The sequence below is a fragment of the Acidovorax sp. sif0632 genome (assembly GCF_019218805.1).
GTDB classification, from domain to species: domain Bacteria; phylum Pseudomonadota; class Gammaproteobacteria; order Burkholderiales; family Burkholderiaceae_C; genus Acidovorax; species Acidovorax facilis.
Genome location: NZ_JAHUWW010000003.1, coordinates 168,247 through 182,767, shown reverse-complemented (window position 1 = coordinate 182,767; position 14,521 = coordinate 168,247). Strand labels below are relative to the sequence as shown.

General features: G+C 68.0%; 7 protein-coding genes. All 7 read left to right on the top strand.

Going from position 1 to position 14,521, the window contains the following annotated elements:
* Positions 1-7 precede the first annotated feature (7 nt).
* Entirely contained in the window at positions 8-1,678 is a 1,671-nt protein-coding gene (locus KW832_RS10730; RefSeq protein ID WP_218299890.1) for an isovaleryl-CoA dehydrogenase, read from the top strand.
* Positions 1,679-1,708: 30 nt separating this feature from the next.
* Positions 1,709-2,641, top strand: coding sequence for a glutathione S-transferase family protein (locus KW832_RS10725; RefSeq protein WP_218299889.1), 933 nt, complete (start codon positions 1,709-1,711; stop codon positions 2,639-2,641).
* A gap of 152 nt (positions 2,642-2,793) precedes the next feature.
* Positions 2,794-3,699, top strand: a complete 906-nt coding sequence (locus KW832_RS10720; RefSeq protein ID WP_218299888.1) for an SDR family oxidoreductase — start codon at positions 2,794-2,796, stop codon at positions 3,697-3,699.
* Positions 3,700-3,823: 124 nt separating this feature from the next.
* Positions 3,824-4,384, top strand: a complete 561-nt coding sequence (locus tag KW832_RS10715; protein ID WP_218299887.1) for a methylated-DNA--[protein]-cysteine S-methyltransferase — start codon at positions 3,824-3,826, stop codon at positions 4,382-4,384.
* A gap of 154 nt (positions 4,385-4,538) precedes the next feature.
* Positions 4,539-4,781 carry a hypothetical protein gene (locus KW832_RS10710; RefSeq protein WP_176886181.1) on the top strand — a complete coding sequence of 81 codons (243 nt, stop codon included), beginning with the start codon at positions 4,539-4,541 and terminating at the stop codon, positions 4,779-4,781.
* Between the two features lie 59 nt (positions 4,782-4,840).
* Positions 4,841-13,486: a GH36-type glycosyl hydrolase domain-containing protein gene (locus tag KW832_RS10705; protein ID WP_218300375.1), complete on the top strand. Its 8,646-nt coding sequence runs from the start codon at positions 4,841-4,843 to the stop codon at positions 13,484-13,486.
* A gap of 192 nt (positions 13,487-13,678) precedes the next feature.
* A complete protein-coding gene (locus tag KW832_RS10700) occupies positions 13,679-14,353 on the top strand; it encodes a Crp/Fnr family transcriptional regulator (RefSeq protein ID WP_218300374.1) in 675 nt (224 codons plus the stop codon).
* Positions 14,354-14,521 lie beyond the last annotated feature (168 nt).

Here is a 14,521-nt window from a genome sequence, read left to right as displayed (position 1 = left end):
AGCCGCCATGACCGCTGCCAGCCCTGCCGCCACCCATGAGGTGTTCAACCAGAGCACGCCCTGGGCCGATGTGAACCTCTTCACCGCCAACCAGCCCTTGCAGGACGCGCTGCGCCTGCATGCCCCCAGCCTGCCGCTGGCGGGCCTCGCGGCGCTGGGCGCGGAGATGGGATCGGCCGAAATGCAGACCCATGCTCGGCTCGCCAACACCTACAAACCCCAACTGCGCACCCACGACCGCTTCGGCCATCGCACCGATGTGGTGGAGTTCCACCCCAGCTACCACGCGCTCATCGGCACTGCGCTGCGCCACGGCCTGCACGCCACGCCGTGGTCGCGCCAGGACACGGGCCACGCGCATACCGAGCGGGCCGCAGGCTTCATGCTGTTCACCGAAGCCGAGCCCTCGGTGCTGTGCCCCGTGTCGATGAGCTACGCCGTGACCCCGGCATTGCGAGGCAATTCAGCGGTATGGGCGGATTGGAGCAAGGGTTTGGCGAGCACGCAGTACGACCCGCGCCTCGCGCTGTTCTCGCAGAAATCTGCGCTCACCATGGGCATGGGCATGACCGAGAAGCAGGGCGGATCGGACGTGCGCGCCAACACCACACAGGCTGTGCACGATGGTGAAGACGCCTGGGGCGCGCGCTACCGCATCACCGGCCACAAATGGTTCTTCTCGGCCCCCATGTGCGACGCCTTCCTGATCCTGGCGCAGGCACCCGGCGGGCTTACCTGCTTCTTCTTGCCGCGCGTGCTGCCCGATGGTGGTGGGGGTGCGGTCAATACCATCCGCATCCAGCGCCTGAAAGACAAGTTGGGCAACCACGCCAATGCCAGCTCCGAGGTCGAATTTATCAACGCCTTGGCCTGGCGCGTGGGCGAGGAAGGCCGTGGCGTGGCGCAGATCCTGGAGATGGGCACCATGACGCGGCTCGATTGCGCTTTAGGCACCAGCGGCCTCATGCGCCAGGCGCTCAGCATCGCTCTGCACCACACGCGCCAGCGCTCGGCCTTTGGCAAGAAGCTCATCGACCAGCCACTCATGCGCAACGTGCTCGCCGATCTGGCGCTGGAAAGTGAAGCGGCTACCGCTCTCTCCATAAGGCTTGCGAGCGCCTTTGACCACAAAGACAAGAGCGAGCACGAGGCCATCATGGCCCGCCTGCTCACACCCGTGGCCAAGTTCTGGGTGTGCAAGCGCGGCAGCGTGTTTGCGCAGGAGGCCATGGAATGCCTGGGCGGCAACGGCTATGTGGAAGAGGGCGGCGAAGGCGTGATGGCCCGCATCTACCGCGAGATGCCGCTCAACTCCATCTGGGAAGGCGCGGGCAACATCATGGCGCTGGATTTGATGCGCGCCGTGCGCCGCGCCGACACCGCTGCCGCTCTGGACGCCGAACTGGCACCCGCACGCGGCGCCCACCCGGCGCTGGACCGTCTGGCCGGCGCACTGCCCCTGCGCGTGGACGCCATGACCACCGAGGCCGAGGCCCGGCGCCTCGCGCAGGATGTGGCGCTGGCCGTGCAGGCGGCCCTGCTGCTGCGCAGTGCGCCCGGTGCCGTTTTTCGCGCGTTTTGCGACTCGCGCCTCTCAGGCGACTGGGGCTACAGCTTTGGCACGCTGGGCGCGGGTGTCAACCTTGACGCCATCCTGGCCCGCGCGCTCCCGGCCTGATTCACCCTACAGAATTTTGCGGAGAACCCCATGTCCCACCTCATCCTGCACCACTACCCCTCGTCGCCGTTCTCCGAAAAGATCCGCGCGGTGCTCGGCTTCAAGCAGCTGGCCTGGAAGTCCGTGATCATCCCCAGCGTCATGCCCAAGCCCGATGTGGTGGCGCTCACGGGGGGTTACCGCAAGACGCCGTTCTTGCAGATCGGTGCCGACATCTATTGCGATTCGGCCCTCATCTGCGATGTGCTGGAGCATGAACAGCCCGAGCCGGTGCTGTACCCGCCGCACCTCAAGGGCGTGGCGCGTGTGTTTGCACAGTGGGCGGATAGCACGCTGTTCTGGGCCGCCATGGCCTACAACCTGCAGCCCAAAGGCGCTGCGGTGCTGTTTGCCAACTTGCCGCCAGCCGCCGCGCAAGTGTTTGGCGAAGACCGCCGCGAGATGAGCGCGGGCATGCAGCGCCTGCGACCGGCCGACGCGACTGCTGCCTACCGCTCGTACCTGCGCCGCATCGCCCACATGGCCGAGGAGCACGACTTTTTGTTCGGTGCCGAGCCCTGCTTGGCCGACTTTGCGGCCTACCACCCGCTGTGGTTCACGCGCCAGTGTGTGCCGGTGATGGCCGACATCTTTGCCGCCACCCCCGCCGTGCTGGAGTGGATGGACCGCATCGCAGCGCTGGGCCATGGCCGCATGGAAAAGTTCAGCGCTCAGGACGCCGTCACGGTAGCTGCGGGCATGGACCCTTTGCCCCTGATGGACGACGTGTTCCAGGACGAACACGGCATCCCGCTGGGCAGCCAGGTCACGATTTCCGCCGAGAGCTTTGGCACGGAGCCCACCGAGGGCGAGCTGATTGCTGCCACCCGCACCCGCTACACACTGCGGCGTACGGACCCGCGCGCGGGCACGGTGCATGTGCACTTCCCGCGCATTGGGTATGTATTAAGAGCAACCCCCTGAGCGGCTGCGCCGCTTCCCCCTTCTCTCGGCTTCGCCGGGAAGGGGGACGACGCCCTCGCTGCGGGGCGGCCCTTGCTCGGCGTCCCCGGCGTGGGCCCCGCCAGTTTCAACCCAACGCTCTAAATTGTTACGGACTCAAGGAGACAAAAACCATGATCGACAACTTTTCCGGCAAAACCGCCGTCCTCACTGGCGCAGGCTCGGGCTTTGGCCTGGAATGCGCGCGCATCGGTGCCCGCCTCGGCATGAACCTGGTGCTGGTGGATGTGCAGCAGGACGCGCTCGACGCAGCCGTTGCCGAGATGCAGGCCGCAGGCGCACAGGTGCTGGCCCGCAAGGTGGACGTATCGAACGCCGCGCAGATGGAACAACTGGCCGCCGATGTGCAGCAGCGCTTTGGTGCGCCGCACCTGGTGTTCAACAACGCGGGCGTGGGCGCGGGCGGCCTGGTGTGGGAGAACTCGGTCAAGGACTGGGAATGGGTGCTGGGCGTGAACCTGTGGGGCGTGGTGCACGGTGTGCGCCTGTTCACGCCCATGATGCTGGCAGCGGCCAAGGCCGACCCGGCCTGGCGCGGCCACATCATCAACACCGCCAGCATGGCGGGCCTGCTGGCGGCGCCCAACATGGGCATCTATAACGTGAGCAAGCACGCAGTGGTCAGTCTGTCGGAGACGCTGTACCAGGACCTGTCGCTGGTCACCGACCAGATCGGCGCCAGCGTGCTGTGCCCCTTCTTTGTGCCCACCGGCATCAGCCAGAGCCACCGCAACCGGCCACAGGACATGGCGGTGGAGAAGCCCACCAAGAGCCAGCTCATCGGCCAGGCCATGAGCGACAAGGCTGTGGGCAGTGGCAAGGTGACTGCCGCCGAGGTAGCGCAAAAAGTGTTCGACGCAGCGGCCCAAGGCCAGTTCTACATCTACAGCCACCCCAAGGCACTGGCCTCGGTGCAGACGCGCATGGAAGACGTGATGATGGGCCGCAACCCCACCGACCCGTTTGCCGCCAAGCCCGAGCTGGGCGCGCAACTGCGCGCGGCGCTGCGGGCCGATTGATGGCGCACGCGCAGGCTTTGGTGCCGAAAATATGAGAAAAATTGGCCTCTAGCGCTTATCCAGTAAGCGCTGGCAGCTATAAAAAGAGTAGTGAACACCAAGCCTGCAAGGATGGACCCGCACTGTGCCTGATGCCGCCCCTGGCCACGGCCATGCGCTGTTCGACACCGCCATCGGCACCTGCGGCATTGCCTGGGGTCCGGGCGGCATCGTGGCCGTGCAATTGCCCGAGGCGGATGCCGAGGCGACCCGGGCGCGTTTGCTGCGCAGCCATTCACACTGCGCGCAGTCTGGGGAGCCCCCCACCACCGTGCGCAGCGCCATCGAAGGCATCCAGGCGCTGCTGGCGGGGCAACTCCGCGACCTGTGCGAGGTGCCGCTCGACATGTCCGGCATTTCGCCGTTTCACCAGCAGGTGTATGCCATTGCCCGGGCCATCCCGCCGGGCAGCACGCGCACCTATGGCGAGGTGGCCGAACAGATCGGCAGCAAGGGCCTGTCGCGCGCCGTGGGGCAGGCGCTGGGCCTGAACCCGTTTGCGCCCGTGGTGCCGTGCCACCGGGTGCTGGCTGCGGGTGACCGGCCGGGCGGCTTCTCGGCCGGAGGCGGCGCGCTGACCAAGCTGCGCATGCTGCAGATTGAAGGCGCGTGCCCGGGTGGAACGCCGTCGCTGTTTGACTGGTAGGTGTAGGGCTTTGGGCGAGCCGCTGTAGGCCAAAAACGGTAGGTGCCCAGTCTGTTCGGCAACGCACAGACCCGCCGTTCCAGCACCTTGTACAAGAGGATCAGAGCGCAGCCGCAATGCGGTGGCGCCATTCACTTGTACCAGGAGCTGCCCCATGTCCCATCCATCTTTCGTTGCCTCTGCGTGGGACACGTCTTGCGTCGGGCAGCCGGCAGACCTGTCGCCGCTGGAGCTCTCCCACCTGGGTGAACACTTGGCGCACTGCGGCGCGCTGCGGGGGCCGCTGGACCAGTTTCTAGCTGGTGCTGCCGGCCTGCAGGCATTGGTCGCAGAACATGTGGTTACCGTTGCACTCTTGGCCACGTTGCTGGTGGGGGCCGTATCGCTGGTGCGATAGGGGGCGCACGCATGGGCTTACGCACACCATGGCCCTGGGTTCCTTCCGCGCTGGACCGCATGCTCGATGCCCGGGCAGGGCTGGTGCTGGACCCCTTGCGGGCCGAAGTGTTTGGCGTGGCCCGCTTCGAAGAGCATGGTCGGCACCTGGGCGCGTCCCACCACGCAGGCAAGGCGCCGTTTGGCCGCACCACCTTTTACCCACGCCTGCAGAGCAACATCCGCGCGCTGCGGGCCGCGTACCGCTACCTGTTCGATGCACCCCACGACGAGCATGCCATCAGCCCCGCCGCTGAATGGCTGTTTGACAACTTCCACCTGATCGAAAGCCAGCTCAAGGAGATCCGGGCCGGGCTGCCGCCGCGTTACTACCGCTCGCTGCCGGTGCTCAAAGACGCCCCGCTAGTGGGCTTGCCGCGTGTGTACGGCGTGGCGTGGTCGTTTGTGGCCCACACCGACAGCGCGTTTGATGAATCGCTGCTGGTGCACTACCTCAACGCCTACCAGGAGACCCGCGAGCTGAGCCAGGGCGAGCTGTGGGCGCTGCCCACCACGCTGCGTGTGGTGCTGGTGGAGAACCTGCGCCGCCTGGCCGAGCGCCTGGCCAGCCACAAGGCCGCGCAGGAGCTGGCCAGCCTGTGCGCCGCCCGCAGCGAGGACCTGAACGTGCTGACGCTGGATGCCGCCTGCGCCGCCATGGAGCAGCGTGGCGTGGCACCGGTGTTCCTGGCCCATCTGGCGCAGTCGATGATGGGGCGCGGCGTGGTGGGCGGGCATGCCGCTGCAGGCACGCCAACGCCCGTACAGCAGTGGTTGCTGACCGCTGTGCCCGACCTGGTGGCGTTGCAGGCCCAGCAGCAGATCAACCAGGCGGCCGACCAGCTGAGCATGGGCAATGCCGTCACAGCACTGCGGCGGGTGGGCGCGGCCGACTGGTCCGACATCATCAGCCAGACCAGTCTGGTGCTGCGCGCCATGCTGCAGTCGCCCGTGTTCGCGGCCGAAGACGAGTCCACCCGCAACACCACCTTGCACGGCATTGAAAACCTGTCAGCCCGCAGCGGGCAGGGCGAGGCTGCCGTGGCGCAGGCGCTGCTGGTGCTGATGTCGGGTGCCGACGGCGAGCCTCCAGATCATCCGGGAGCTGCGCAAGCCTTGGCAGGCTATTGGCTACAAGGCGCCGGGCGCAGCCAGCTGGAGCATGCTCTGGGCGCACGCCGCCATGCCACCGACGCGGTGGCCCTGTGGCGTTCTGCGGTGGGCCTGTCGCGTGTGCCGTTGTACCTGGGCGCCTTGCTGCTGGGCTCGCTGGGTCTGCTGGCCTGGCTGATGGCGCCACTGTGGGGGGAGCAGGCGGGGCCCGATACCGGCGCCTTTCATCTTGCGGGCCTGGCGCTGGTCGCCGTCTTGTTGCTGCTGCCGGTGTCCGAGATCGTGGTGGCCGTGGTCAACCGGCTCATTGGCGAATCCGTGCGGCCCACCTACATGCCACGCTACCTGCTGCCAGCGGGCATTCCGGCATCGGCCCGTGTGCTGGTGGCGATCCCGGCCCTGCTCAGCAGCACCGGCACCATTGAGCGGCTGGTGCACCGCCTGCACCTGCATTACCTGGCCAACCCCGAGCCCTGCGCGCAATTTGCGCTGCTGACCGACGGTGTGGATGCCGATGTGCAAGACCTGCCCGAAGATGGCGTGCTGCTGGCCCATGCCCTGGGATTGATGCAGGCGTTGAATGCGCGGCACCCGCCCACCACGGGCGGTGCCCCGCGGTTTTTGCTGCTGCACCGCACGCGCACCTACAGCCCCACGCAGCAGCAGTGGATCGGCTGGGAGCGCAAGCGCGGCAAGCTCGAACAGCTGGTGGCGGCCCTCGCCACTGGCGGGCAGGGCGCTTTCCTGGACCTGGGCGAACTCTCGCACCTGGCACCGCAGACCCGCTATGTGCTCACGCTCGACAGCGATACACAGTTGCCCCCGGGCCGCCTGCGCAGCCTGGTGGGTGTGGCTGAGCACCCCGAGAACCAGCCCCGGCTGGATGCCACAGGCCAGCGTGTGGTGCAGGGCTACGGCATCCTGCAGCCCCGGGTGCTGGCGCCACTGCCCACCTCTGCCACCACCTCGTTGTGGCAGTGGCTGTTTGCGGGCCAGCAAGGGCTGGACCCGTACAGCGCCATGACGTCCGACGTCTACCAGGATTTTTTTGCCGAAGGCAGCTTCACCGGCAAGGGCCTGCTGCATGTGGCCACCGTGCACGCCGGGCTGGGCGGGCGCCTGCCGGCCGACCAGGTGCTGAGCCACGACCTGCTGGAAGGCGCGCTGGCACGCTGCGCCGTGGTGAGCGATGTGACGCTGGTGGAGGCGGAGCCCGAGCACAGCGATACCTCAGCCTCCCGCCTGCACCGCTGGACGCGGGGCGACTGGCAGCTATGGCCCTTTCTGGCCCAGGCCCAGCGCTGGGGCCTTTCGCCCATCAACCGCTGGAAGCTGCTGGACAACCTGCGCCGCTCGCTCGTGGCGCCCGCATCTCTGGTGCTGGTGGTGCTGGCCCTGGCGGGGCTGGGCCTGCCTTTGGCCAGCACGCTGGCGCTGGTGGTAGCGGCCTATGTGGCTGCGCCCTTGATGGGGGCACTGGCGGGCTGGGTGCCCAGCCGTTTTGGGCTGGTCGGCATGCGTTTTGTGCACGAAGCATCGGGCGACCTGTTGAGGGCCCTGGCCAGTGGTGTGTGGCACTTGGCCCTGCTGCCGCAGCAGGCGCTGCTGCTGGGCGATGCCGTGGTACGCACCGTGCACCGGCAGGCCGTGAGCCGCTGGCATCTGCTGGAGTGGACCACGGCCGAGGCCGCGCAGAACACCCTGATCACAGGCCTGGGCGCCACGCTGCGCAGACACAAGGCGGCACCCTTGCTGGCGCTGGGCTGCGGCGTGGCGCTGTGGGCCGGTGGAACCCAGGCACCCTGGGCCTTGGTGGGGCCGCTGCTGGCGCTGTGGGCGCTGTCGCCGCTGCTGGTGTGGCTGGCCAACCGCGTTCCGTCTGGCCTGGGCAACCCAACACTGTCGGCACAAGACCAGGACCTGCTGCACGGCGTGGCGCGCGACACCTGGCGTTTGTTCGAGCGCTGTGTGGATGCCCACAACCATCATCTGCCGCCCGACAACCTCCAGACCGCCCCGTATGAAATGGTGGCGCACCGTACCTCGCCCACCAACATCGGGCTGTACCTGCTGAGCGCCAGCTGTGCGCGCCAGTTCGGCTGGATCGGCACGCTGGAGCTGCTCGACCGGCTCGAAGCCACCCTCGTGACCCTGCAAGCCATGGAGCGGCACCGGGGCCACTTCCTGAACTGGTACGACACCGAAACCCTGCAGCCCCTGCACCCGCGCTATGTGTCCACGGTGGACAGCGGCAATCTCTGCGCGCACCTGGTTGCCGTGGCGCAGGCCTGCAGCGCGCTGGCGGCGCAGCCACTGTCACCGCTGGCGGGTGCGCAGGCCATCCGCACCTCGCTGGCTCGACTGCAGCCCCGGCTGGGCGTCCACCACCCGGGCTTGCGTGGGATGCAGCCCTCGTCCGCCTTGAGCCGTCTGCTGGGAATGCGTCTGCCGGACCCGGCGCACCAGCCGGAGGCCACGGCGTTTCGCGCGCTGCTGGCGCAGGCGCAGGACGAACTGCGCAGCATGGCCCAGCCACGCCACCCGGCCATCGTGCACAGCCCGCCCACGGCGCAGGACGAACTGCTGTGGCTGCTGACCGACCACCTGGCCACACTGCAGTCGGTGGACCGCGACCAGCATGCCGCGCACAGTGGCGGCGCGCCCGATGCCACGCGGCGCCTCACGGCCTTGGCCGATGCGCTGGACGCCCTGGCCTGGCAGGCCGACTTCCGGTTTCTGTACCACCCCCGCCGGCACCTGTTGCACATTGGCTACCGGGTGGACGAGCAGCAGCTGGACACCTCGTTCTACGACTTGCTCGCGTCCGAGTCGCGCACTACCAGCCTGCTGGCCGTCGCCAAGGGCGACTTGCCCGTCAAGCACTGGGCGGCCCTGGGGCGGCCGTTCTTTGCCAGCGGCCACCATGCGGTGCTGCGCTCGTGGTCAGGCTCGATGTTCGAGTACCTGATGCCTACGCTGGTCATGGACGAGCCGTATCACAGCGCCCTGGGCGAGGCAGGGCGGTCCGCCCTGCGTGAGCATATGGCGCTGGTGCTGGCCTTGGGCAAAGACATGCCCTGGGGCATTTCAGAATGCGCCTACGCCGGGCGCGACCACACGCTGGCCTACCAGTACGCTCCGCAGGGCGTGCCCCGCCTGGCCTTGCGCCGCACGCCCGTGGGCGAGCTGGTGATTGCCCCCTATGCCACGGCGCTGGCCACCCAGGTGGATGCCCGTGCAGCTTGCGCCAACTTCCGCACGCTGGCCGCACTGTCGGCGCGGGGGCGCTACGGCTTTTACGAGGCGCTGGACTTCACGCCCGAACGCCAGACCCATGGCGAACGGCTCACGCTGGTCAGCACCTACATGGCCCACCACCAGGGCATGACCATCGTGGCGCTGGCCAACGTGCTGCTCGGTGGCGTTGCGCAGCGCTGGGGCACGGCGCATGCCCGCATCGAAGCCGTGCTGCCGCTGCTGCAGGAGCGCGCCCCGCGCGAGCTGCCCACCTTGCAGGCCACACCGCCGCGCCTGCCGCTGCATGCGCGCCAACAAAAAACACCCGACCATGTGCGCCCCGTCACCCCGGGCGCCCAGGTCTTGGAGCCCACACACCTGCTGGGCAACGGGCGCTACAGCGTTACCCTGCGCGCCAACGGGGCAGGGTGGAGCCGCTGGCACCAGACGGGCATCACCCGCTGGCGCGACGATGCGCTGCGGGATGCACATGGCAGCTTTCTGTATGTGCGGCAGATGGGCTCCAGCGTGCCCGCGTCCGTCACCAGCCACCCCGCGCCCGATGCGCGTGCGGTGTATGGCAGCATCTTCCACACCGACCGCGTGTGTTTTGACGCACTGTGGCCGGGGCTGCGCGTGCACACCACCGTGTGGGTGAGCCCGGAAGACGACATTGAACTGCGCAAGGTGGTGGTGAGCAACCTGGGTGATGAGGTGATCGAGCTGGAGCTGATTTCGGCCCTGGACATCACCCTGGCCACCCACGCGGCCGACGAGGCGCACCCCGCGTTCTCCAACCTTTTCGTCGCGGCCGACTGGCTGCCCGCACAGCAGGCGCTGAGGTTCATCCGAACGCCCCGCCTGCAGACCGAGACCACCCTGCAAGCCGCCCACTTTGTCGCAGATACCCAAGGGCAGGTGCTGGGCCTGCGTTGCCAGACCGACCGGCAGCTCTGGCTGGGGCGCAACCATACGCCCGGCCAGCCGTTGGCTTTGCTCAGCCGCGTGCCTGAAGTGCCTGCATCGCTGGACACGGGCCTGGACCCTGTGGCGGCGCTGGGCGTGATGCTGCGCATTGCGCCCGGTGCGCAGGCCTGCGTCACTTTTGCCACGGCGGCATCGCAAGACCCGGCCACGCTGCTGGCCATCATCGACAAGTACCGCCAGCCCACCTATCTGGAGCGCGCTTCGGCCATGTCGGCCACGCTGGCCAGCATCCAGTGGGCGTCGCACCGCCCGCACCGCGACTACCTCCCCGCGCTGCAGGCACTGACCACGGCACTGGTGTTCACGCTGCCCAAGGTCCACACCACCTACCTGGGCGTGCTGACCGAGGCCCAGGCCGCCCACCCCGTGTGTGACCGGCGCACGCTGTGGCAACTGGGCCTCTCAGGCGACCGGCCCATCGTGCTGGTGATGGCCGGATCGCCCCAGGGCATGGGCTTGCTGCGCACGCTGGCCCAGGCGCTGCGCGAATGGGCGCATGGCGGTGTGGCCTGCGACCTGGTGGTGCTCAGCAGTGAATCGCACTCGTACCACATGCCCCTGCAGCGGGAGCTGACGCTGCTGCGCGAGCACCACGATGCCGACCTGGCCACACACACCGGCCCGGCGGTGACCAGCCTGCGGGTGCTACGGCTCGATGAGCTGTCGGCTGCGCAGCTGGGCACCTTGGTGAGCCTGGCCCGCATCACCCTGCAGGCCGATGGCCATGCGCTCATGCACCAGGTAAAGGCCTGGGTGGCGGCACATGGCGTCTCGATGGCCGGCCCCTGGCGCGGCGGCGCCACGGACGAAGTGCTCACGCACCAGGGCAGCACGCGGGTGCCCGCGCCGGTGGGCGGTTTTGCGCCGGTGACCGGCACCTTTGGGTTTGATGTGTCGGCCGCGCTGCGGCCTGCCAAACCTTGGGTCAATGTGCTGGCCAATGCCCAGCTGGGGGCCATGGTTTCGGAAACTGGCGCGGGCAACACCTGGGCGCTCAACAGCCGCCTGAACCAGCTCACCGCATGGTCGAACGACCCGGTGGCCGACCCGCCTGCCGAATGGCTGCTGCTGCAGGATCGCCGCACGCGTGAGGTGTGGGGCCTGACGCCCTCGGCCTGGGGCGCGGCCGATGTGGCGTACCGCGTGGAGCACGCCCAGGGCACTACCACCATCCGCCACCGCCGAGGCGCGCTGGAGGTGGAGGTGCGCTGGTGTGTGGACCCCTTCACCGCCATCAAACAGGTGTTTGTGCAGGTGCGCAATCAGGGCAACCGGCGCGAGCACTTGCGCCTGGTGGGCATGGTGGAGTGGATGATGGGCGAAAAACGCGGCGACCGTGCCACGCTGTCCACCGTACCGTGTTTTGCGCCACTGCCCGATGGCCGCTTGCTGGGCCTGCTGTGCACGCAGACCGAGGCGGCCGCAGGCTTGGGCGGGGGCACGGTCTTTTTCTGCGAGGCCTCGGCTGGGCCGGGCACGGACGACCGTGCCAACGATAGCCTGGACTGGACTTGTGACCGCCGCGAGTTCTTCGATGCCCAAGGCGATCTGGTGGTGCCCCTGCAGTTGGGGCAGCGCAGCGGGTTTGGGCTGGACCCCTGTGCAGCGCTGTCGCGTTTGGTGACCTTGCGGGCCGGGGCGGTGTTCGAGCGCGTGTACCTGATGGGCTACGCACCCACCGAGGCTGCGGCACGCTCGCTGGCGCAAGAGGCCATGGCCGTGGCGGCCCGGACACGCGAGCAGGCCACGCTGGACCGGTGGAACGAACTGCTGGGTGCCACGCAGGTGACCACGCCCGACCCGCTGTTCGACGTGTTGGTCAACCGCTGGCTGCTGTACCAGACGGTGTCTTCACGCCTGTTTGCCAAAGCGGGCTTTTACCAGGCGGGTGGTGCCACGGGCTACCGCGACCAGTTGCAGGACGCAATGGCGCTGGCCTGGGCGCAGCCGGGCACCTTGCGCGCGCAGATTGTTCTGTGCGCGTCGCGCCAGTTTGAAGCGGGCGATGTGCAGCATTGGTGGCACACGCCGGGCGGGGCCGGGGTGCGCACGCATTTCTCGGACGACCTGCTGTGGCTGCCCTTTGCCTGCGCGCATTACCTGCAGCGCACGGCAGACCACAGCTTGCTGGAGGAGCAGGTTGCGTTCCTTGAAGGTTCTGCGATCCCCGAGGGCGCGGAAGACATCTACGAATCGCCCAGCGCCAGCACCACCACGGCCAGCGTGTACGAGCATGCCGCCCGCACCATAGACCGCAGCCTGCGCACCGGCGCACACGGCCTGCCGCTGATGGGCGGCGGCGACTGGAACGACGGCATGAACCGCGTGGGCGACGGTGGGCGCGGAGAATCGGTGTGGCTGGCGTGGTTTTTGTGCGCGATCGTCACAGACTGGATTCCGCTGGCCCGCGGTCGGGGCGATCTGGATCGCGTGCAGCGGTGGGACGCTGCCCTGACCGGCTGGCGCGCCGCAGCGGAAAACCAGGCGTGGGACGGTGCTTGGTACCAGCGCGCCTTTTTTGACGATGGCACGGCACTGGGCAGCCACACGAGGGGCGAGGGCCGCATTGACCTCATCGCCCAGGCCTGGGCGGTACTCTCGGGCGCAGCAAAGCCTGTGCGGCAGCGCCATGCGATGGACGCGGTCGAGGCGCATCTGGTCAACCCCGCAGCAGGCTTGATCCAGCTGCTGGCGCCCCCGCTGCGCCATGCCGAGCCCAGCGCGGGCTACATCCAGGCCTACCCGCCCGGCGTGCGCGAGAACGGGGGGCAATATGCCCATGGCGGCGTGTGGGCGCTGATGGCCGCCGCAGAACTGGCCCTGCAGGAACCTGAGCACCCCGGTGCGTTCGATGTGCCTTACCGCTACTTCACCTACCTGAGCCCGGCGCACCGGGCCCAGCACCCGGTGTGGGGGCCGGTGTACGCCGTGGAGCCCTATGTGATGGCGGCTGACATCTACAGCCAGCCACCCTATGTGGGGCGCGGCGGCTGGAGCTGGTACACCGGCGCGGCGGGCTGGCTGCACCGGGCGGCGGTGGAGTCCATCGTGGGGTTGCAGATGGGCGCGCAGGAGCTGTTCTTCACCCCTTGCCTGCCATCGCACTGGCCGGGCGCAGAGTTGACGCTCGTGCGCGGTGGGCGCACGCTGCGGTTCATCCTGGTGCGGATGGCCCCAGGGGCGGAGCCTGCCGCGTTGCCGGACAGTGCCCCATCTGGCGCACGCTGGCTCCAGGTGGGAGAGCGGCTGCGCTGGGTCGATCTCCCTTCAGACCTCTGCTGTGTGATCCCTCTCCGGGGGCAGGCAGACGCTGTTGCAGGCGCCGTGTAGCGCGAATGGGCAGAAGTCATTTGGTAAATGTGTGTATGTGCGATACCGTACAGACCCGAAGGGCGTGGCCCCACAAACTGGTTACTTGCCCAGCGTGGCAGGCACAACCGCGATGGTGGTGCGCCCCGCGTTCCACAAGGTGCCGCCATCAAACGATCCGACTCTCCCCTTCAGAATCAATTGCTGGCCGCTTTGCCGGAGGTGGAGTTGCAGCGCTGGCTCCCGCAGCTGGAGACGGTGGAACTGGCGTTGGGGCAGGTGCTGTACGAATCCGGCGCAACCATGCCGTATGTGTATTTCCCCACCGACGCCATCGTGTCTCTGCTGTACGTGCTGGAGGACGGAGCTTCGGCAGAGATTGCAGTGGTGGGCTTTGAGGGCCTGGTGGGCATCTCCATCTTCATGGGCGGCGGCTCTACCCCGAGCCGGGCTGTAGTGCAAAGCGCGGGTTCGGGTTACCGCATGCGCGCCGACGCCATGAAGCTGGAGTTTGCCCGCTCCGGGCCGGTCATGCACCTGCTGCTGCGCTACACGCAGGCACTCATTACCCAGATGGCGCAGACCGCCGTGTGCAACCGCCACCATTCGCTGGACCAGCAGCTGTGCCGCTGGCTGCTGCTGAGCCTGGACCGCCTGCAATGCAACCAGCTGGTGATGACGCAGGAGCTGATCGCCAACATGCTGGGCGTGCGGCGCGAAGGCGTGACGGAGGCGGCCCTCAAGCTGCAGTGTGCGGGGCTCATCAGCTATGCCCGGGGGCGCATCAATGTGCTGGATCGCCCGGGGCTGGAAGGGCGCACCTGCGAGTGCTACGAGGTTGTCAAGAAAGAGTACGACCGCTTGCTGCCCAAGGGCGTTGCCAAATAGGAGCGGCTCACAAAACTCCCCTGGCGTTGTTGTTCGGTCTTGTCGTATCGCTTGTACTGCCTGCGACGGAACGCCTAGCCAGGGCCGCTGCGCTGAGTTTTGTGAGTAGCTCTAAGCCGGTTCGAGAAGCAAGGGCAGCCCGGCGGAGCGCGCTGTGTACGCTGGCAG

Bases quoted from the DNA above. Each gene is read 5' to 3' on its own strand.
- KW832_RS10730 (WP_218299890.1), top strand. From the start codon at position 8: ATGACCGCTGCCAGCCCTGCCGCCACCCATGAGGTGTTCAACCAGAGC.
- KW832_RS10725 (WP_218299889.1), top strand. From the start codon at position 1,709: ATGTCCCACCTCATCCTGCACCACTACCCCTCGTCGCCGTTCTCCGAA.
- KW832_RS10720 (WP_218299888.1), top strand. From the start codon at position 2,794: ATGATCGACAACTTTTCCGGCAAAACCGCCGTCCTCACTGGCGCAGGC.
- KW832_RS10710 (WP_176886181.1), top strand. From the start codon at position 4,539: ATGTCCCATCCATCTTTCGTTGCCTCTGCGTGGGACACGTCTTGCGTC.
- KW832_RS10705 (WP_218300375.1), top strand. From the start codon at position 4,841: ATGCTCGATGCCCGGGCAGGGCTGGTGCTGGACCCCTTGCGGGCCGAA.